Raw genomic sequence first — 18,801 nt, 5'->3', positions numbered from 1 at the left:
AACCCCCTTTCGACCGCCCTCACGGGGTGGCTTCGCCGCCCTTGCCGCGTTTGGCCAGATACACCGATGCCGTCAGCGATCCAAGGATCAGCACCCACAGCACAACGGCGATCCAGCTTTTCGTGAAGAAGATCGTCGCGTCACCGAAGGCTTCCAGGCTTTTGACGAAATAGATCTCGGCCGAGGGGCCAAGGATGAAGCCGATGACGAAGGGCGCGATCTCAAGCCGCAGCTTCACGCCCAGCCAGCCGAACAGCCCGAAGATCAGCAGGGTCCAGACATCGAACATGATGCCATAGTTGATGGTATAGGCGCCGATGACGCACATCATAAGGATGATCGGGAACAGGATGTGTTTGGGCACGGTGACCACGCGGGCGAACATGCGGATGGCGAAATACATCATCGTGAACATCGCCAGGTTGGCCACGATCATGGCGATCACCATGGCCTCCCAGGTCTGGGGGTTGTTGCCGATGAACAGCGGGCCGACCTGAATTCCCTGAAGGGTGAAGGCGCCGATCAGGATGGCGGTGGCAGCATCGCCCGGAATGCCCAGAGACAGAAGCGGCACCAGCGCGCCGCCGGTCAGCCCGTTGTTGGCGGATTCCGACGCAACGATGCCCGCCGGTTCGCCCTTGCCGAAGCGTTCGGGCGTCTTGGAAAAGGTCTTGGCCGCCGAATAGGACAGGATCGAGGCCGCCGAACCGCCGACACCGGGCAGAATTCCCACGAAGGTTCCGATCCCCGAAGACCGGACAAGGTTGCCGACCTGCCCCCGGAAGATCGAGAATGAGAAGGACGAGTCGCGGCCGATCTTCACGTCGGCCATGCTCTGCCCCTTTGGCACGCCCACCTCGGCCTGTTCCAGGATCGCCGCCAAGCCGAAGACCCCGATCAGCACCGGCAAAAGGGAAAACCCACCGTCCAGCCAGTATTCCAGCCCCGGAGGGATCAGCCGCAGTTCACCGTTGCCGCCATCGGTGATGTCATAGACCCCGATCAGGCTGATGAAGATGCCAAGAAACCCCGAGAATATCCCCATGAGCAGATCGGAACTGAGCGCGGCCATGACCGTCAGCGCAAAGAGGATGATCAGGAACTTTTCGACATAGGAAAAGCGGATCGCGAAATCGGCCAGGACCGGCGCGAAGAAGTAAAGGATGCCAAGGCTGATCAGCCCCCCGACAAGCGAGGCGATGATGCCGATGCGCAGGGCCTTTTCGCCCTCGCCCTTCTGGCTCATCGGGTAGCCGTCAAACGTGGTGGTGATCGAACTGGGGGTGCCGGGAATGCCCAGCAGGATCGCGGGCACCAGTCCGCCGGAAATGCCCCCGACGTAAAGCCCCAGCAACAGCGCCAGCCCGTTTTCAAGGCCCAGCGAATAGGTCAGCGGCAGGCAGACGGCGATGGCCATGGTGGCCGTCATCCCCGGGATGGCCCCGAAGACGATGCCCACGAAGGTGCCCCCCACCGCCAGGGCCAGGAACAGGGGGGTGATGATGTCAAGAATTTCCATGGGGCCTGCTCAGGGAAGGGTGAGGAAGAAAAGCTCGGTGAAGGTCCACCAGACGAGGCTGGGCGCGATCAGCGCCATCACCGCCACGGGCAGGATGTCGCGCCAGCCCCGGTCGTGCAGAAACAGCAGCCCGGTCAGGAAGACATAGGGAATGGAACAGATCAGGAAGCCGAAGCCGCGGTTGGGCCAGACATCGCCCACCGGCACCATGAGCGAGAAATAGATCACCGTCAGCACCACGGTGCCCAGAAGGCGCGGCTTGTCCATCTGCGACCAGATCCCGGCCCAATGGCCACCCGCGCCCACGATGCCCCGCCAGCGTGTCAGCAGGATCGCCAGCCCCAGCAGGGCCAGAACCCCGCCCACGAGGGTCGGGAAGATCAGGTGCGATGTCTGGAAATCTATGGTGATGCGGGTCAGCTCGCCCATCCGTCTCTCCCTGCGGCCTTGGTTGGCCCGGCCTGTCCGGCCGGGCCATCGGGTTTACGAACCGCTTTTCAGCTCGTCGATCACGCGGCGGTAGGTGTCGCGCTTTTCCTCGAAATGGGCGCGCGATTCATCCGAGGCGCGGAAGTTGGGGATGAAGAAGCTGGCCTTCTGGCGCTCCTGGATTGCGCCCTCCTCGAACACCTCGGTCAGGGCGGCGTCGATCTGGTCGATGATCGCCGGGTCCATATCCTTGTTGAAGAGGAAGAAGAATTCCTTGTCGAAGGTGAAATCCTTCTCGCCGTCCAGCGTCACGCTGGTTTCGGGCGAGGCATACTTCAGCAACTGGTCGCGCGTGGTGTCGCCCATGCCCTCGGGCGGTGCCTGCTCCAGAACCGCGCCGCCGGCGGTGATCCAGACGAAGCGCATCGCCTTCTGGTCGTCCTCGGGCAGTTGGGTGAACTGTTCGTTCGCCTGGATCGAGCCGTTGATGACATCGGCCAGCCCGTCCCACATGGCCTGGTTCTTGTCCGACTGCGACCCGGTGTTCAGGGCCACGATGTTCTCTTCCGAACCGGGGGCGCGGACGCGGGCGGCGTTCTTCATGGCGGTGAAGCCGATCTCGCTCACCCCTCCAGGCTGGATCGCGACGCGCACCTTTTCGCCGTTCTCGGCGGCGGTCAGGATGTCTTCCATCGACTGATAGGGCGAATTCTTGGGCACCAGATAGGCGTTGCCCGGGTTGATCGCCACGCTGGGGCCGATGATGTAATTCTCGAACGGGTCGGCATAGCCGGTCACGCCGTAAAGATTGCCGAGATAAGCTTGGTCATGGAACATCATCAGGGTGGTGCCGCGGCTGTCGCGGTCAAGCGCCTTGTAGGCTTCGCCCACGCCCACGGCATCCACCTTGATGCGGATGCCCAGCTTTTCGGCCAGCGCCTCGGCGACGATGGCCGAGTTCTGATAGGTATCCCCCCCGGTCGAGCTTGACCCGATGACAAGGCGCACGTTGCGCGGCAGTTCCTGCGCGGCGGCGGCAAAGGACGTGGCGGCAAGCGCAATGGCGCTGGCGGCGGCAAGAAGTGTTCGGCGGTTCAAGGTCATGGTTTCCTCCCCTCGTGACCGCTGCTGCGGTCTTTCTGTTCCCTGTGACGGCCGGAGACCGCCCTGTGCATCGCTATGTATGCGCATACACGCCACACCGCCACAGCAGCCGATTCAAGTCAAGAAGAATGTCCGGTACGGGCAACTCCGGCAATCTGCGCTCCATCGGCGTTGACAGTGGCGAATGACAGCGCATACAGAGATAATAAAACGGAGACGATGATGACCGAATCCCGCGGCAAGACCCCCGAAACCCTGCGCAGCGCGCGCTGGTTCGCCCCCGACGATCTGCGCAGTTTCGGCCACCGCTCACGGATGATGCAGCTGGGCTTTGCCGAGGAAGAGTTTCGCGGCAAGCCGATCATCGGCATCCTCAACACCTGGTCCGATCTCAATTCCTGCCACAGCCACTTTCCCGAACGGGTGAAGGACGTGAAGCGCGGGGTGACGGCGGCTGGCGGCTTTCCGGTCGAGATGCCGGCGCTGTCGGTGGACGAGAGTTTCACCAAGCCCACCTCGATGCTTTATCGCAACCTTCTGGCCATGGAGACCGAAGAGATCATCCGCTCGCATCCCCTGGATGGCGTGGTGCTGATGGGCGGCTGCGACAAGACGACCCCCGCCCTGATCATGGGCGCGCTGACGGCCGGGGTGCCGATGATCTATCTGCCTGCGGGGCCGATGCTGCGCGGCCATTATGCGGGCAAGATCCTGGGCTCGGGCTCGGACGCCTGGAAATACTGGGACGAACGGCGGGCGGGCAACATTTCCGACGAGGAATGGCTGGGCATCCAGGGCGGCATCGCCCGTTCGGCAGGCACCTGCATGACCATGGGCACCGCCAGCACGATGACCAGCATCACCGACGCGCTGGGGTTCACCCTGCCCGGTGCCTCGTCGATCCCGGCGGCCGATTCCGGCCACCAGCGCATGTCCTCGGCCTGCGGGCGGCGCATCGTCGACATGGTCTGGGAGGATCTGACGCCCGAGCGTATCGCCACGCCCGCCGCCTTCCAGAACGCCGCGATCGTGGCCATGGCCACCGGGTGCTCCACCAACGCGGTCGTGCACCTGATCGCCATGGCGCGGCGGGCGGGTGTCGATCTTTCGCTTGACGACCTCGACGCGCTGGGGCGCACCACGCCGCTGGTCGCCAATGTCCGCCCCTCGGGCAAGGATTACCTGATGGAGGATTTCTTCTATGCCGGCGGCCTGCGCGCCCTGATGAAACAGATGGAAGACAGGCTCGACACCTCCTGCATCACCGTCAACGGCAAGACCCTGGGCGAGAACCTTGAAGGCGCGCAGGTCTTCAACGACGACGTGATCCGCCCGCTGTCCAACCCGGTCTACAAGGAAGGATCGTTGGCCGTTCTGCGTGGCAACCTCGCGCCCTCGGGGGCGATCATCAAACCCGCCGCCTGCGATCCACGATACCACGTCCACGAAGGCCCGGCGCTGGTCTTCGACAACTATTCCGAGATGAAGAAGGCAGTCGACGATCCCGACCTTGAAGTCACCCCCGATCATGTGATGGTGCTGCGCAACGCGGGGCCGCAGGGCGGGCCGGGGATGCCGGAATGGGGGATGCTGCCCATTCCCAAGGCGCTGATCGCACAGGGGCACCGCGACATGCTGCGCATATCGGATGCCCGGATGTCGGGCACATCCTACGGGGCCTGCGTTCTGCACGTCGCGCCCGAGAGCTTTGTCGGCGGGCCGCTGGCATTGCTGCAGACCGGCGACATCGTGCGGATGGACCTGCCCAACCGCACCCTCGACATGCTGGTGGACGAGGACGAGCTTGAGCGCCGCCGCGCCGCCTGGGTGGCCCCCGAACCGAGGTTCCAGCGGGGCTGGGGCCATATGTTCAGCAAGCACGTCAGCCAGGCTGACAAGGGATGCGATTTCGATTACCTCGAACGCGATTTCGGCAAGGCAGCCGGCGAACCCGACATTTTCTGAAAGGGGCCGACATGGCACATGATCTAGACGCGGCCCTCACCGGGATTTCCGGCATCCTGGTGACGCCCTATGACGACAGCGGCGACATCGCGCCCGGAAAGCTGAACCCGATCATCGACCGCGCCCTGGCGGCCGGGCTGCACATGCCCGTGGTAAACGGCAACACCGGCGAATTCTACGCCCTCACCACCGACGAAGCCTGCACCATGGCACGCGAGGTGATTGCCATGGTCGATGACCGCGCGCCCGTGCTGGCCGGGGTGGGGCGGGGTATCCGCGATGCCTGTGCGCTGGCCCGAGCCTCGGCCGATGCGGGGGCGACGGCGCTGATGGTGCATCAGCCGCCCGATCCTTTCGTCGCGCCGCGCGGCGTTGTCGATTACCTGAAAGCCGTCAGCGATGCCTCGGGCGGATTGCCGATGATGCTGTACCTGCGCAACGATGCCATCGGTACCGGCGCGATTGCCGACCTTTGCGCCCTGCCCGGCGTGAAGGGCGTGAAATGGGCCACGCCCAACCCCCTGAAACTGGCTGCGGCCAAGGCGGCCTGCGACCCTGCCATCGTCTGGGTCGGCGGCTTGGCCGAGGTCTGGGCGCCAACCTTCTATGCCGTGGGCGCGCGGGGCTTCACCTCGGGGCTGATCAACGTCTGGCCCAAGCGGTCGATGGCGATTCACGGCGCGCTTGAAGGCGGGGACTATGCGCAGGCGAACCGCCTGATCGACGGCATGAAAGCCTTCGAGGACATCCGCGCCGAAGAGATGAACGGCACCAACGTGACCGGCGTGAAAGCGGCACTGGCCGCCATGGGCGACGACTGCGGCCCGACCCGCCCGCCTTCGGCATGGCCGCTGACCGACCGGCAACAGGGCCAGCTGACCAGCTTCCTCAGAGAAAACGGCCTGATCTGAGGGCGGATCGCCCTAGGCCATCGCGATCAGGTCATCGGGGCCTGGCAGAACTCCGGCGGGCAGGGCAACCTTGGCCGCCGCTGCGGCATTGGCATGGCGCACCGCATCGCGGGCGGCCTGGCCCCGCGCCAACGCAAGGGTGAAGGCCCCGTGCCAGACATCCCCCGCCCCCAGGGTATCCACCGCCCGGGCGGGGAAGGTCGCCACCTCGAAGGTCGCGCCGCCCTCGTGGCAGAGGACCGGGGCCGCGCCGCGCGTCACGGCGACGAAGGCCCCGGTTTCCTGCGCGACGGCGGCCAGCGTGGCGGCATCGTCGGCACCCGCATAATCCCGCAGGCCCTGCTGGGAAAAGACGATATGGCTGGCCAGGTGCAGCGCCTCCTGTGCCAGGCGCACCGGTGCTTCGGCATCCAGAACGGCGGGTTTGCCTGCCGCCCGCGCACCGTGCAGCAGGGCGGCGGCACCCGCGGGCCAGCGCGTATCGGCAAGCGCGGCGTCAAAACCGAAGGGGCCGGCCAGCGTCAGAACCTCGGGGAACAGCGCGGCATCGCGGTGGTTGATGATGGTCCGCTCGCCCCCCGCGCTGATCAGGACGGCGGAATGGGCCGTGCCGACACCGGGAACGACCTGCACCAGCTCATCACCGATGCCCCGCGCGGCGAAGGTGTCGCGCAGGAAGGCCCCCAGCGCGTCATCACCCACGGCCCCCGCCAGGCTGGCCTGACCGCCAAGTGCCGCTACCGCCGAAGCGGCGATCAGCGCACCGCCCCCCGCCACCATGCGCGCCCCCTCGGCCCGCATCTTGGTGCCCTCGACGGGATAGCCGGGGATTTCAAAGGTGAAATCCACCGTTATCAAGCCGGCACAGACGATATGGGGCATGAGAACCTCCGCTGGAAACTCTGGCACCCTATCTGACATGTCAGGTTGACAGTCAACGTGCAGTGAGCAATGTTCAATCGGAACTGACAACAGGGGGCCACAATGGCGAAGTTCGGAATCTCGGTGGCGATGCTTACACCCTTCGACGCGGATGGCGCGATCGACACCGCGCTCATGGCAAGCCATGCAAGGGACGTGATCGCCAAGGGCGCCCACGGCGTCACGCTGTTCGGCACCACGGGCGAAGGCGCCTCGATCGCGCTGGCCGAACGCAAGGCCGCCATTGCCGCCGTCGTCGCCGCGCTGGTGGCCGATCAGATCGACCCGGCCAGGGTGGTCGTCGGGCTTTGCGCAACTTCGGTGGGCGACGTTCTGGCGCAGGTGGATCAGGCGCTGGAGTTCGGGATCCAGACCTTCCTGCTGCTGCCCCCCTTCTATTTCCCCGCACCCGGTGATGCGGGGCTTCGCACCTGGCACGAAGACCTCTTCGCGCAGGCCGATACGCGGGCAAAATTCATCCTCTACCATATCCCCCAGGTCACCGCCGTGCCCCTGTCCTTTGATCTGGTCACCGGGCTGCGCCGCGATTTCCCCGAAAGGGTCGTGGGCATCAAGGACAGTTCGGGCAGCTGGGACAACGCCGAGCGGCTGCTGAAGGAAGGCAACCTGCCGGTGCTGGTGGGCGACGAACGCCTGCTGCACCGGGCCTTCCCGCTGGGCGCTGCCGGATCGATCTGCGGCATGGCGAACCTGCACCCCGCCCGCCTGCGCGCGCTATTCGACACCTCGACCGAGGACGAGGCCCTTTCGCGCGAAGTGGGGCTTGTCGTCTCGGGGCCTGTCATTCCCGCGCTGAAGATCCTGATGGCCCGCAACAGCGGCAACGCCGCCTGGGAACGGATGCGCGGCCCGCTGGCGCCCCTGCCCGACGCCGCGCGCGAAAAGCTGCTGGCCCACGGTGCGGATGATCCCGTCAGTGTCTAACGCCCCCGATCTTCGCCAGCGCGATTACGCCTATTCAAGCTTTACCGAAAGGTTGCTGGCAAAGGAGATCGCGCCGGGCCAGATCGTGTCCCAGCGCGAGCTGGTGGAACTGACCGGCATGCCCCTTGGCGCGATCCGCGAGATGATTCCGCGGCTCGAGGCCGACGGCCTGATCAAGACGGTGCCCAAGCGGGGGCTTCAGGTGCTCAGCATCGACCTGAGCCTGGTGCAGAACGCCTTTCAGCTGCGGCGCATCATCGAGGGCGAGGCGATATCTGTCTTCTGCGCCAATGCCCCCGGCGACGACCTGAAAAGGCTTGCCGATGAACACCGGATGATCCGCGAAAGGGCTCTGGACCATGTGACGCCCGAACTTCTGGAACAGGCCCAGAGGATCGACTGGGCGTTTCACGACCACGTGGTCGACGCCATGGGAAACCAGATCATTTCCGACGTTCACCGCGTCAACGCCATCAAGATCAGGCTGATCCGCAACGCCGACACCCGGATGCTGCCGGAACTGGCCGTTTCGGTCATGGACGAACACCTGGCGGTGATCGACGCCCTGACGGCCCGTGATCCGTCACGCGCCGTGGCGGCGATTCACGCCCATATCGACAGCGCCAAACGCCGCGCGCTTGGCATGTAACCGATTTTCGCAGGGGAAACCTGTGGGAAAAAGCGGTTGGAATACCGCAAATCCAAGAGGAGGAAACACAATGAAAGCAACACTTACCCGCCGCGCCCTCATGGCGCTGACCGTGGCCACCCTGGCCGTTCCGGCCTTTGCCCAGGATACGGTCAAGCTGCGCATGTCGACCCCGGCATCCGAAACCGATCAGCGCTCGGTCGCGCTGGCCGAGGTTTTCGCACCCGCCGTCGCCGATTTCGCCACCTACGAACCGCACTACAACGGCTCGCTCATCGCGCAGGGGTCCGAGCTTGAATCCATCGCCTCGGGTGATCTCGAGATGTCGATCACCTCGGCCCAGGAACTGGCACAGTTCTTCCCCGAATTCTCGATCTTCGCCACCGGCTATGTCCACCAGAGCGCCGAGCACCAGGTCGCCGTGTTCAACGATCCGCTGATGGACCCGTTCAAGAAGACGGTCGAGGACGAACTGGGCGTCAAGCTTCTGTCGATCATGTACCTGGGCAAGCGCCACGTGAACCTGCGCCAGACCAAGGACGAGCTGACGGTCACCACCCCCGCCGATCTTGCCGGCGTGAACCTGCGGATGCCCGGCACCGACGCCTGGCAGTTCCTGGGCAAGGCCCTGGGCGCCAACCCGACGCCGATGGCCTTCACCGAGATCTACACCGCGCTTCAGACCGGATCGGTCGATGGCCAGGACAACCCCCTGCCCACCGTGGTGGACGCCAAGTTCTACGAGGTGACCAACCAGATCGCGCTGACCGCGCACCTGGTTGACCTGAACTATATCGCCTTCTCGAAGGAAGTCTGGGACAACCTGACCCCCGAGCAGCAGGCCACCGTTCAGAAGGCCGCCGACGATGCCGCCGAGAACGGCCGTCAGAAGCAGCTGGCCAAGGAGGAAGAGCTGGTCGCCTTCCTGGAAGGCGAAGGCATGGCCGTTTACGAGCCCGACCTGAAGGCCTTCCGCGAGCATGTGCAGCAGCAGTATGTCGGTTCGGAATTCGCGGCCTCCTGGCCCGAAGGCGTGCTGGAGCAGATCAACGCCCTGGGCGAATGATCCTGGTCTGATACCCTGCTGAACGCGCAGGGGGCGGCGGTCATTTCCCGCCCCCTGCGCCCCGACCTTCAGGACCGAACCCCATGAAACTTGCCACGACCCTGCGCACCATGGCCGAGGCTGTCGCCGCCGCGATGATGGCGCTGATGTTCCTGACCTTCGTGCTTCAGATCGCCGTGCGCTATTCGGCGCGGATCGGCGGGCTGGCCGAACGGTTTCCGCTGCTTGACCCGTCGCATTACGGCTGGACGCTGGAATTCTGCCTGCTGCTGTGGATCTGGCTTGTCTTCTGGGGCAACGCCTTCGTGGTGCGCAACCGCGATCACGTGACCTTCGATATCCTCTACCTGACGGTGCCGCCGGGTCTGCGCCGCTGGTTCGCGATCATCGGCGGGCTGGCCATCTGCATCGGCCTGCTGCTGTCGATCGGCCCCACCATGGAGAAATTCCACATCCTGCGCCTGAAGAAGACCGCCACCCTGTCAAGCCTGTTCGGCGACTGGATCAGGATGCGCGACATCTATTCCGTCTATATCCTTTTCCTCGGGGTTGTCGCGCTGCGCTATGCTTGGGGGGTCTACCATGCCTTCCGCTACGGCGTCGAAGTGCCGGAGCATGACACATGAGCATCGCCTTCCTGATCTGCCTGACGGTCATCTTCGTTCTGGCCGCCATCGGCGCGCCCATTGCCTATGCCATCCTGATCGCCTCATTCGCCTATCTGGCGGTTGACGGCCAGGGCATCGGGATTGCCGGCAAGATCCTGATGGACGGGCTTTACGGCAGCTTCATCCTGCTGGCCGTGCCCCTGTTCATCGTCGCCGCCAACGTGATGAACGCCGGCACCATCTCGGACCGGTTGCTGTCGTTCTGCGTCGCGCTGGTGGGGCGGTTCCGCGGGGGGCTGGGCCATGTCAACGTCGTTGCCTCGCTGATCTTCTCGGGCATGTCGGGTTCGGCCGTCGCCGATGCGGCGGGTATCGGCAAGATCATCATCCAGATGATGACGAAAAGCGGCCAGTATCCGCGCGGCTATGCCGCCGCGATCACCGCCGCCTCGGCCACCATCGGGCCGATCATTCCGCCGTCGATTCCCATGGTGCTTTACGCGCTCGTCTCGAACACCTCGATCGGCTACCTGTTTCTGGGTGGCATCCTGCCCGGCCTGCTGATGGGGCTGGTTCTGATGGCGATGAATTCCTTCCTGGCGCACCGGCGCGATTTCGCCCTGGAAGAACCCGTTCCCTATTCCGAGCTGCCGCGCCGGGCGGTCAACGCCTTTCCCGCGCTGCTGATGCCCGCGATCCTGCTGTACGGCATTTACGGCGGCGTCACCACGCCAACCGAGGCGGCGGCGGTTGCGGCCTTCTATGCCCTGCTGCTCAGCGCGCTGTTCTACCGGGCCCTGTCGCTGCGCGCCCTGTTCCACATCCTGGTGGAAAGCGCCCGGTCCTCGGCCGCCGTGGGCATCGTGATCGGTGGTGCGCTGATCCTGAACTATGTCGTCGCCTCTGAAAACATCCCCTCGCTTCTGGCCGCCCGCCTTGTGGGGCTGGACGTGTCGCCCACCGCCTTCATGCTGGGGGTCATGGTCCTGCTGCTTCTGCTGGGCTGCGTTCTGGATGCCACGACGATCATCCTCGTGATCATCCCGCTGTTCCTGCCCGCCTGCCGCGAGCTGGGGATCGACCTCGTGCATTTCGGAGTCGTGGCCATCATCAACTGCATGATCGGCCTGATCACCCCGCCCTATGGCGTTCTGCTGTTCGTGATCAACGCGGTCACACGAATCCCCTTGGGCGAGATCATCCGCGAAATCTGGCCCTTCCTGGGGGTGCTGCTGATTGCGCTTCTGTGGATGGCGCTGGCGCCGGGGGTGGTGCTTTGGCTGCCGCGCCTCTTCGGTTATGCCGGCTAGGTGAAGGCCCCGGCGTGAAGGCGGCGCAGCTCCGCCTTCTGCACCTTGCCCATGGTGTTGCGCGGCAGGGCCTCGGCCAACACATAGTGGCGCGGCTGCTTGAACCGGGCCAGTTCCCCGGCCACTGCCGCCGCGATGGCATCGGTATCGGGGCTGGCGCCGGGTTCGGCCACCACCACCGCCACCAGGCCTTCGCCCATGTCCGGGTGCGGCACGCCGATCACGGCGGATTCCGACACGCCCGGTTGCGCGTCGATCACCTGTTCCACCTCGCGCGGATAGATGTTGTAGCCCCCCGAGATCACCAGATCCTTGTCGCGCCCCACGATCGAGACATAGCCGTCGGCGGCGATCACCCCCAGATCGCCGGTGATGAACCAGCCGTCGGGGCGCAGTTCGGCAGCCGTCTTTTCCGGCATCTGCCAATAGCCCTGAAACACGTTGGGCCCGCGCACCTCGATCATGCCGGTTTCACCGTCGGGCAGCACCCGGTCGGACCCCGGCGCGCAGATGCGCAACTCGACCCCCGGCAGCGGAAAGCCCACGGTGCCGGGCCGACGCTCGCCCTCGTAGGGGTTTGACGTGTTCATATTGGTTTCGGTCATGCCATAACGTTCAAGGATGCGCTGGCCGATCCGCGCCTCGAAGCGGTGATGGGTTTCGGCCAGCATCGGGGCCGAGCCGCTGACGAAAAGGCGGATATGCCCGGCGCTGTCCCTGTCGAACCGATCATCCGCCAGAAGGCGGGTATAGAAGGTTGGCACCCCCATCATCGCCGTGGCACGCGGCAGCGCCGCCAGCACCGCATCGGCATCGAAGCGCGGCAGGAAGATCATTGCCCCCCCGGCGATCAGGGTGACGTTTATGGCCACGAACAGCCCGTGGGTGTGAAAGATCGGCAGCGCGTGAACCAGCGTGTCCTTGTCCGTGAAGCGCCAGTGTTCGGTCAGGGTTTCGGCGTTGGACAACAGGTTGTCCTGGCTCAGCATCGCGCCCTTCGACCGCCCCGTGGTGCCCGAGGTGTAAAGGAAGGCCGCCAGATCCCCGGCCTGCCGTTCGACCGGGGCCTTTGGCGCCGCGCCATCGGTCGCTGCGGCCAGCGACCCGTCGCCCGCCACGCCCAGGGTTTCCAGCCGCGCACCCGCATCCCGCGCCACATCGCGCAGCGCATCGGCCCGGCCCGGATCGCCCAGCAAGACCTTCGCGCCGGAATCGGACACGAAATAGGCCAGTTCGGCCGGGGTATAGGCAGTGTTGAGCGGCAGCATCACGATGCCCTGCGCCGCGCAGGCAGCATAGAGCGCCACCGCATCGGGCGATTTTTCCACCTGCACCGCGATCCTGTCGCCCGGCGCAAGGCCCAAGTCGCACAGCGCCCCCCCCATCCGCGCCGCCCGGTCCAGAAAGGCGCGATAGCTCACCGTCTCGCCGGATGGCAGGTGAAGGAAGGGCGCATCGCTGTTTTTGTGGCGGGCAAAGAGGGTGTCGTAAAGCGGGTTCATGCGGGGTCTTTCACTTCGGCCTGGCGCGCCAGGGTCAGAACCTTGCGGCTGGCCATCGTCTGACCATCGGCAAAGCGTTCGAGGTTTCGGGTGATGCGGGCGGGATCGTAGAGGTAATTCACCATCACCCCATGGGATTGCGCCTGCCCCGAGGGCGATGCATCGGCGTTCAGGTGTATATCGTGGATTTCGGCGCCATTGCCCAGATGGAACCGCGCCACCGGATCACGCGGCCTCTCGCCGCTGCGGTCCATCAGGTAATGGGCGGCCAGGCGTTGCAGGGTTTCCGGGCTGTCGGCCCCCCTGCCCTGCGCCTCGATCCAGGCGGCCAGCCCCGGAATGGGCGAAAGCGTCACGAAATTGCGCAGCTCGGGGCATTCCTGCGCCAGGTCCGACACCACCTGCTTGATCAGCGAGTTGCCGAAGGAAATGCCCGCCAGCCCCGGCTGGCAGTTCGAGATGGAATAGAAGGTGGCGGTATCGGCCTGCCCCGGCGCAAGGGGGCTGCGCCCCTCGGCCAGAAGATCGTCGATGGCGCCGGGGGTGCCACGGGTCAGCGCGACCTCGACGAAGATCAGCGGATCGTCGGGCATGACAGGATGGAAAAAGGCGTAACAGCGCCGGTCGGGCGGCTCCAGCCGGCGGCGCAGATCCTCCCAGCCGTTGATCTGGTGCACCGCCTCGTAGGCGATGATCTTTTGCAGCACATTGGCCGGGCTTTCCCAGTTGATGGGCCGCAGTACCAGGAACCCCCGGTTGAACCACGACCGGAACAGGTGCCGCAGGTCGGCATCCAGCCGCCCAAGCCCCGGATGATCGCGCGCCAGCCGCAGCAGATCGGCCCGCATCGCCACCAGCCGCGCGGTGGCCCCGGGCACCCGGTTCAACCGGCGGGCCAGTTCCTGGCGGGGCGGTTCGGCGGCGGCCATCAGGCTGCGATAGGCCCCGGCATCCGGCGCGGTTTCATAGGCGGTCAGCGCATCGCGCAGGCCGGCCAGGTCAAGATCCATCTCTTCGGTGACGAAGCCGAAGAAGGCCAGCCGCGCCCCGTCATCCATCGCGGCATAGCGGTCAAGGATGCGGCGGGCCAGTTCCATGCCCGTCACCTCGTCGCGGGCGTCGATCAGGGCGCGGGCCAGGTCGGCCACCGGGCGCGGATCGTCACCGCTGGCCCCGGCATAGCGCCGGTCGAACACCGTGCCCAACAGATCGGCAAGAAGGCTCACAGCGCCTCACCCATGACCACGTCGGGCAGCCAGGTGGCGATGCCCGGAAAGAGGCACAGCAGCACGATGGCCAGAACCATGCAGGCCACATAGGGCAGGGAACCATAGAGGATCGTCTTCAGCTTGATATCGGGCGCGATGCCGTTGATGACATAGAGGTTCAGCCCGACAGGGGGCGAGATCAGCCCGATTTCCATGTTGATCGTCAGGATCACCGCAAACCAGATCGGATCGAACCCGGCGGTCAGGATGATCGGCAGCAGGATCGGCGCCGCCATCAGGATCACCGCGACCGGGGGCAGGAAGAACCCGGCAATCAGCAGGAAGATGTTGACCGCCCCCATCAGCACCCAGCGGTTCACCTCAAGCGTGCCGATCCATTCCGCGATGCTCTGGGTGATGTAAAGCGACGACAGCATGTAGCTGAACACCCCCGCCGCCGCGATGATGAAGAGGATCATCACCGATTCCCGGGTGGAATCCCGCAGCACCACCCAAAGGGCCGCGGGCGACCACAGCTTGTAGATCACCATGGCGATGACAAGGCACAGCAGGGCGCCAACGGCGGCGGTTTCGCTGGGTGTGGCGATACCGCCGTACATGGCGTAAAGCACCCCAAGGATGATCGCCAGGAAGGGCAGGACGCGCGGCAGGATCTCGAACCGTTCGCGCCAGGAATAGACGGTGGGCGACAGCACCGCCGCATTGCCCGACCGCCAGGTGGAAAAGACCGACCAGGCCATGAACAGCCCCACCAGAAGAAGGCCGGGCATCACCCCCGCAAGGAACAACCGCCCGATGCTGGTTTCCGTCGCCACGCCATAGACGATCATCGTCACCGAGGGCGGAATGAGGATACCCAGCGTGCCCCCCGCCGCGATGGACCCGGCGGCCACTCCATCGGGGTATCCCCGCTTGCGCATCTCCGGGATGCCCATCTTTCCGATGGCGGCACATGTGGCGGGGGATGAACCGGACATGGCCGAGAACAGCGCACAGGCCCCGAGGTTGGAAATGACCAGCCCGCCGGGAATGCGGGTCAGCCAACGCTCCAATGCTTCGTAAAGATCGGCGCCCGCCCGGGTCGAGGCGATAGAGGCGCCCATGATGATGAACATCGGAATGGCCAGCAGCGCGAAATTGTCCAGCTTGCCGAACAGGATTTCAGGCATCAACTCAAGGCTGCGCATCCCGTCGAAGACGATCAGGAATCCGGCCGAGACGACCAGAAGGCCCACCGCCACCGACATCCCCGAAAACAGGACCAGGATCGTGACCAGCGCCACAACCGCCCCAAGAACAAGCGGGTCCATCACAGTTCTCCTGTCGCGCGGGCGTTCAGCGGATCGTCACCGATGCCGAAAGGCGCATCATGCCCCTTCACCACCGCCCAGAGATCGGCAAGGATTTGCAGCGTCATCAGGCCAAACCCGACGGGGATCGCCATGTAGGGTATCCACAGCCTGACCCCCCAGACCGTGTCGGATTTCCAGCCCCTCTCGAAGGCGAAATGCCAGAATTCGAAGCCATAAGAGGTCATCACCCCCATGATGAGCGCCGAAGCCCCCAGCGTGCTGAGGCAAAGAATGCGGCGCGGCCCCGGCTTCATCGCGATGGGAATGAGATCGACGTTCACATGCCCGCGCAGCCGCTGCACATAGGGCAGGCCGATCAGGGTGGCGGCGATTACAAGATAGATCACCATTTCCGTCTGCCAGATGGTCGAACCGTTCAGCACGAAACGCACGAAGATCATCTGGCAGGTGATCACCACCGCCGCCACGATCATCGCAGCCGAAATCCAGCCCGCCAGCGTGGAAATGGCCCCGACAATACGCAGGAACGGGTCGGACCCGGCGCGAGGTTCGTCTTGTGTCATGGAAACTTCCCGCTGTTGCGGCGCGCAGGGTCGGCCCCGCGCGCCCAGTGCTCACTCGACCGCAAGGGCCTTGTCCAACAGGGCCTGCCCGTCGGGCAGTTCCTCGACGAAGGCGGCATAGGAGGTTTCGGCGGCCAGCGCGCGCCATGCCTCGAATTCCTCGGCCGTCATGTCGGCAATTTCAACGCCGTTGTCCTGGAACACCTGGCGGCTGGCGGCGTCTTCCTTCTTGGCCTCTTCAAGATAGAAGGCTTCGGCCTTTTCGCTGGCGGCATCCAGGGCGGCGCGCTGTTCGTCGTTCAGGCCGTCATACATGCTCTTGTTCATCAAAAGCGGCTGATACATGAACCACAGCGCATATTCGCCCGGCGGAGTATAGCAGGCCACCTGTTCGTAGATGCGATAGCTGACAAAGGACGAGGACGAGGTATTGGCGGCATCCAGAACGCCGGTCTGCATGGCGTTGTAGATTTCCGAACTGGCCATGGATGCAATCGAGGCACCAGCCCCCGCCAGCATCTGTTCAAACGCCTTGCCCGCCGCACGGGTCTGCAACCCCGGCATGTCGTCGGGCCCGGTGATGCACTTGTCCTTGCCGGCGAATCCGCCCGCCAGATAGCCGTCGACCAGGACGACGACATCATCCTCGGCCAGGATGCCCTTGATGTCGTCCATGAAAGGGCTGTCGTTCAGGCGCGCCGCGTGATCGTGGTTCTTCACCAGCCCCGGCATGAGCGTCAGGTTATAGGCCGGACGCTGCCCGCCCGCATAGGACAGGGGCAGAACCGTCATGTCCAGCTGGCCACGGCTGAGCGGGGTATACTGCTCGCGCGCCTTGAACAGCGAGGACGAGGGGAAGATGCGGATGTCGAGATCGACATCGGCGGCCGCCACGTCATCGGCGATCATCTGGGCCACCTTGTGGCGCACGTCCTGGGTGCTCCACTGGTGCGACAGGCGCAGGGTTTCGGCATGGGCGGCAAAGCCGGTGGTCGCGGCGATGGTGCCGCACAGCATGGCGGTTCTGAGTTTCATGGTTGGTTCCTCCCGAATGTGGCGTTTTCGCCGGTTGGCGGCAGCGAAACAGGAGTTGCACACCAAGTCAACTCTTTTGTATACAAGAACCAATCACTGGTATGCGGAGCCGCCCCATGACACGCGCCGAACAGATTGCCCGCGACATCGAAGCCCGCATCATCTCGGGCGAGGTGGCCCAGGGCGCGCGGCTGGATGAATCGGCCCTGGCCGAACGCTATGGCGTGTCCCGCACCCCCGTGCGCGAGGCGCTTGGGCTGCTGAACGCCACGGGGCTGATCCGCCACGAACCGCGCCGCGGTGTCTTCGTGCGCCAACCCGGCGCCGCCGAACTTCTGGAAATGTTCGAGGTCATGGCCGAGTACGAGGCCTTTGCCGGCCGCCTGGCCGCCGCGCGGATCACCCCCGCGGCGCTGGACGTCCTGGATGCCGCGAACGACCGCTGCGCCCGGGCGGCCGAGGCGGGCGATGCCGATCTCTATTACATCGAGAACGCGGTCTTTCACGCCACCATCTATGGCCAGACCGGCAACGGTTTTCTGGAACGCGAAACCCAGCGCCTGCACGACCGGCTGCGCCCCTATCGCCGGTCACAGTTGCAACTGCGCGGGCGCATGGCGGATTCGCTGGCCGAACACCGGTCGATCGCGCAATACCTGCGCCAGGGCGATGGCGCCGGGGCGGCCGAGGCCCTGCGCGCCCATGTGGCCGTTCAGGGCGACAAGTTCCACATGCTGCTGCGCACCATCAACGCCGCCTGAGTGGCGCGTCGGCCTCGCGCCCCCTCAACAGATACCGGCGCGCACGGCCTCGACCAGCAGCTTCACCGGCGCAAACCCCCGGCTCGACCGCCGCAGGAAGGCCCCCGCGGGAAGGTTGGCGATGGCCGGCCGGGTCTGGGCAATCACCACGTTTTCGACCGTCAGCTTCGAGGCAAGCGTCAGCGGCACCATCATCGCGCAATCGCTTCTGGCCACGGTCTGAAGCCCCAGAGTGAACGAACGCGTCAACAGCGAAACCGAGGGCGCGGCCCGCCCTTCGCGGGCGAAGAAGGCATTGACCAGTGCCGAATCCTCGGGCCGGTCGCCGTAGATCACCCAATCCAGCTCCTGAAGGGCGCCGGCGGTCAGCGGAGCGCGCGAAAGGCTGGGATGGTCGCGGCGCAGGGCGACCCCCTGGGCAACCGTGGTCAGCGGTTCGAAAACCAGTTCGTCGGAGAAGGGCACGCCCTCGTCGGCACCGAAGACGATATCCAGCGTTCGCTCGGACAGACGCGGCATGGTTTCGCGGTAAAGCCCCGTCACCAGTTCGACCGAGGTTTCGGGATGCGCCCGGCGCAGGGTCAGCAGGGCATCGGCAAGATAGCGCAGATGGAACAGCGGCCCCGCCCCGATCCGCAACAGCGCCAGCCCCGCCCCCCCGGCGGCCGCCATGGCCTCGCGCGATTGAAGAAGTTCCGTCTCGATCCGTTCGGCATGGCGCCAGAGAACCTCGCCCGGGGCGGTCAGCGTGGCGCCATGAACGCCCCGCTCGAACAGCTTGTGGCCGAAATCCTCTTCCAGAAGCTGCAAACGCTTGGTCAGCGAAGATTGCGTCATGTTCAGGTGCTGGGCCGCCGCCGTCAGGCTGCCGCGCCGCGCCACTTCCAGAAATGTCTTGAGTCGCCTGTCCATTCCATGAGTTTATAGAATGTCGTCCATAAATTCAATTTTCGGATGTACGCCCCTGTGAC

At 65.0% G+C, this 18,801-nt stretch carries 18 protein-coding genes; 8 read left to right on the top strand and 10 right to left on the bottom strand.

Annotated elements, in window-relative coordinates; all coding sequences use genetic code 11:
• Window positions 1-19 precede the first annotated feature (19 nt).
• The 3 genes from H7828_RS12015 to H7828_RS12005 are packed head-to-tail and all read right to left on the bottom strand — an operon-like array spanning window position 20 to window position 3,052.
• Entirely contained in the window at window positions 20-1,519 is a 1,500-nt protein-coding gene (locus H7828_RS12015) for a tripartite tricarboxylate transporter permease (protein WP_226781281.1), read from the bottom strand.
• Between the two features lie 9 nt (window positions 1,520-1,528).
• Window positions 1,529-1,948 carry a tripartite tricarboxylate transporter TctB family protein gene (locus H7828_RS12010; protein ID WP_226781280.1) on the bottom strand — a complete coding sequence of 140 codons (420 nt, stop codon included), beginning with the start codon at window positions 1,946-1,948 and terminating at the stop codon, window positions 1,529-1,531.
• 54 nt (window positions 1,949-2,002) lie between these two features.
• Window positions 2,003-3,052, bottom strand: a complete 1,050-nt coding sequence (locus H7828_RS12005) for a type 2 periplasmic-binding domain-containing protein (RefSeq protein ID WP_226781279.1) — start codon at window positions 3,050-3,052, stop codon at window positions 2,003-2,005.
• Between the two features lie 222 nt (window positions 3,053-3,274).
• Between H7828_RS12005 and araD the strand changes: the two genes are divergently transcribed.
• Together araD and H7828_RS11995 are read left to right on the top strand one after the other, a co-directional pair.
• The gene (araD, locus tag H7828_RS12000) at window positions 3,275-5,017 is read left to right on the top strand and encodes an L-arabinonate dehydratase (protein WP_226781278.1); all 1,743 of its coding nucleotides are present in this window, start codon (window positions 3,275-3,277) and stop codon (window positions 5,015-5,017) included.
• A gap of 11 nt (window positions 5,018-5,028) precedes the next feature.
• Window positions 5,029-5,928, top strand: coding sequence for a dihydrodipicolinate synthase family protein (locus H7828_RS11995; protein ID WP_226781277.1), 900 nt, complete (start codon window positions 5,029-5,031; stop codon window positions 5,926-5,928).
• A gap of 12 nt (window positions 5,929-5,940) precedes the next feature.
• On the opposite strand, the gene H7828_RS11990 is transcribed toward H7828_RS11995, so the two are convergent.
• Window positions 5,941-6,810, bottom strand: coding sequence for a PfkB family carbohydrate kinase (locus H7828_RS11990; protein ID WP_226781276.1), 870 nt, complete (start codon window positions 6,808-6,810; stop codon window positions 5,941-5,943).
• Window positions 6,811-6,912: 102 nt separating this feature from the next.
• Here H7828_RS11990 and H7828_RS11985 point away from each other — a divergent pair, with 102 nt between their 5' ends.
• From H7828_RS11985 to H7828_RS11965, 5 genes are all read left to right on the top strand, one after another.
• Complete coding sequence (locus H7828_RS11985; RefSeq protein WP_226781275.1) at window positions 6,913-7,794, top strand: dihydrodipicolinate synthase family protein; 882 nt, start codon at window positions 6,913-6,915, stop codon at window positions 7,792-7,794.
• The gene (locus H7828_RS11980; RefSeq protein WP_226781274.1) at window positions 7,787-8,443 is read left to right on the top strand and encodes a GntR family transcriptional regulator; all 657 of its coding nucleotides are present in this window, start codon (window positions 7,787-7,789) and stop codon (window positions 8,441-8,443) included. The genes H7828_RS11985 and H7828_RS11980 overlap by 8 nt, the downstream gene beginning before the upstream one ends.
• Window positions 8,444-8,513: 70 nt before the next feature.
• Entirely contained in the window at window positions 8,514-9,509 is a 996-nt protein-coding gene (gene dctP / locus H7828_RS11975) for a TRAP transporter substrate-binding protein DctP (protein ID WP_226781273.1), read from the top strand.
• An 83-nt stretch (window positions 9,510-9,592) separates the two neighbouring features.
• The gene (locus tag H7828_RS11970) at window positions 9,593-10,135 is read left to right on the top strand and encodes a TRAP transporter small permease (RefSeq protein WP_226781272.1); all 543 of its coding nucleotides are present in this window, start codon (window positions 9,593-9,595) and stop codon (window positions 10,133-10,135) included.
• The gene (locus tag H7828_RS11965; protein WP_226781271.1) at window positions 10,132-11,427 is read left to right on the top strand and encodes a TRAP transporter large permease; all 1,296 of its coding nucleotides are present in this window, start codon (window positions 10,132-10,134) and stop codon (window positions 11,425-11,427) included. The genes H7828_RS11970 and H7828_RS11965 overlap by 4 nt, the downstream gene beginning before the upstream one ends.
• On the opposite strand, the gene H7828_RS11960 is transcribed toward H7828_RS11965, so the two are convergent.
• Genes H7828_RS11960 through dctP (H7828_RS11940) form a run of 5 tightly spaced genes read right to left on the bottom strand, consistent with a single transcriptional unit; the run spans window position 11,424 to window position 17,051 of the window.
• A complete protein-coding gene (locus tag H7828_RS11960) occupies window positions 11,424-12,929 on the bottom strand; it encodes a malonate--CoA ligase (protein ID WP_226781270.1) in 1,506 nt (501 codons plus the stop codon). The genes H7828_RS11965 and H7828_RS11960 overlap by 4 nt on opposite strands.
• Entirely contained in the window at window positions 12,926-14,155 is a 1,230-nt protein-coding gene (locus H7828_RS11955; protein ID WP_226781269.1) for a malonyl-CoA decarboxylase domain-containing protein, read from the bottom strand. Before H7828_RS11955 ends, H7828_RS11960 begins: the two co-directional genes overlap by 4 nt.
• Complete coding sequence (locus H7828_RS11950) at window positions 14,152-15,468, bottom strand: TRAP transporter large permease (protein ID WP_226781268.1); 1,317 nt, start codon at window positions 15,466-15,468, stop codon at window positions 14,152-14,154. Before H7828_RS11950 ends, H7828_RS11955 begins: the two co-directional genes overlap by 4 nt.
• Complete coding sequence (locus H7828_RS11945) at window positions 15,468-16,034, bottom strand: TRAP transporter small permease (protein WP_226781267.1); 567 nt, start codon at window positions 16,032-16,034, stop codon at window positions 15,468-15,470. Before H7828_RS11945 ends, H7828_RS11950 begins: the two co-directional genes overlap by 1 nt.
• A 51-nt stretch (window positions 16,035-16,085) precedes the next feature.
• Complete coding sequence (dctP, locus tag H7828_RS11940; protein WP_226781411.1) at window positions 16,086-17,051, bottom strand: TRAP transporter substrate-binding protein DctP; 966 nt, start codon at window positions 17,049-17,051, stop codon at window positions 16,086-16,088.
• Between the two features lie 134 nt (window positions 17,052-17,185).
• Here dctP (H7828_RS11940) and H7828_RS11935 point away from each other — a divergent pair, with 134 nt between their 5' ends.
• Window positions 17,186-17,830 carry a GntR family transcriptional regulator gene (locus H7828_RS11935; RefSeq protein WP_226781266.1) on the top strand — a complete coding sequence of 215 codons (645 nt, stop codon included), beginning with the start codon at window positions 17,186-17,188 and terminating at the stop codon, window positions 17,828-17,830.
• Window positions 17,831-17,854: 24 nt separating this feature from the next.
• Here the strand turns inward: H7828_RS11935 and H7828_RS11930 are convergent, their stop codons facing one another.
• Window positions 17,855-18,742, bottom strand: coding sequence for a LysR family transcriptional regulator (locus H7828_RS11930; protein WP_226781265.1), 888 nt, complete (start codon window positions 18,740-18,742; stop codon window positions 17,855-17,857).
• Between the last annotated feature and the right edge of the window lie 59 nt (window positions 18,743-18,801).

Source organism: Oceaniglobus trochenteri, from assembly GCF_020529025.1.
GTDB classification, from domain to species: domain Bacteria; phylum Pseudomonadota; class Alphaproteobacteria; order Rhodobacterales; family Rhodobacteraceae; genus Oceaniglobus; species Oceaniglobus trochenteri.
Note: the sequence above shows the minus strand (reverse complement) of the source record. Positions and strands in the feature narration are given on the sequence as shown.

Excerpts from the sequence above, each read along its gene's own strand:
- H7828_RS12015 (WP_226781281.1), bottom strand. The coding sequence starts at position 1,519 with ATGGAAATTCTTGACATCATCACCCCCCTGTTCCTGGCCCTGGCGGTG.
- H7828_RS12010 (WP_226781280.1), bottom strand. The coding sequence starts at position 1,948 with ATGGGCGAGCTGACCCGCATCACCATAGATTTCCAGACATCGCACCTG.
- H7828_RS12005 (WP_226781279.1), bottom strand. The coding sequence starts at position 3,052 with ATGACCTTGAACCGCCGAACACTTCTTGCCGCCGCCAGCGCCATTGCG.
- araD (WP_226781278.1), top strand. The coding sequence starts at position 3,275 with ATGACCGAATCCCGCGGCAAGACCCCCGAAACCCTGCGCAGCGCGCGC.
- H7828_RS11995 (WP_226781277.1), top strand. The coding sequence starts at position 5,029 with ATGGCACATGATCTAGACGCGGCCCTCACCGGGATTTCCGGCATCCTG.
- H7828_RS11990 (WP_226781276.1), bottom strand. The coding sequence starts at position 6,810 with ATGCCCCATATCGTCTGTGCCGGCTTGATAACGGTGGATTTCACCTTT.
- H7828_RS11985 (WP_226781275.1), top strand. The coding sequence starts at position 6,913 with ATGGCGAAGTTCGGAATCTCGGTGGCGATGCTTACACCCTTCGACGCG.
- dctP (WP_226781273.1), top strand. The coding sequence starts at position 8,514 with ATGAAAGCAACACTTACCCGCCGCGCCCTCATGGCGCTGACCGTGGCC.
- H7828_RS11970 (WP_226781272.1), top strand. The coding sequence starts at position 9,593 with ATGAAACTTGCCACGACCCTGCGCACCATGGCCGAGGCTGTCGCCGCC.
- H7828_RS11965 (WP_226781271.1), top strand. The coding sequence starts at position 10,132 with ATGAGCATCGCCTTCCTGATCTGCCTGACGGTCATCTTCGTTCTGGCC.
- H7828_RS11960 (WP_226781270.1), bottom strand. The coding sequence starts at position 12,929 with ATGAACCCGCTTTACGACACCCTCTTTGCCCGCCACAAAAACAGCGAT.
- H7828_RS11950 (WP_226781268.1), bottom strand. The coding sequence starts at position 15,468 with ATGGACCCGCTTGTTCTTGGGGCGGTTGTGGCGCTGGTCACGATCCTG.
- H7828_RS11945 (WP_226781267.1), bottom strand. The coding sequence starts at position 16,034 with ATGACACAAGACGAACCTCGCGCCGGGTCCGACCCGTTCCTGCGTATT.
- dctP (WP_226781411.1), bottom strand. The coding sequence starts at position 17,051 with ATGCTGTGCGGCACCATCGCCGCGACCACCGGCTTTGCCGCCCATGCC.
- H7828_RS11935 (WP_226781266.1), top strand. The coding sequence starts at position 17,186 with ATGACACGCGCCGAACAGATTGCCCGCGACATCGAAGCCCGCATCATC.
- H7828_RS11930 (WP_226781265.1), bottom strand. The coding sequence starts at position 18,742 with ATGGACAGGCGACTCAAGACATTTCTGGAAGTGGCGCGGCGCGGCAGC.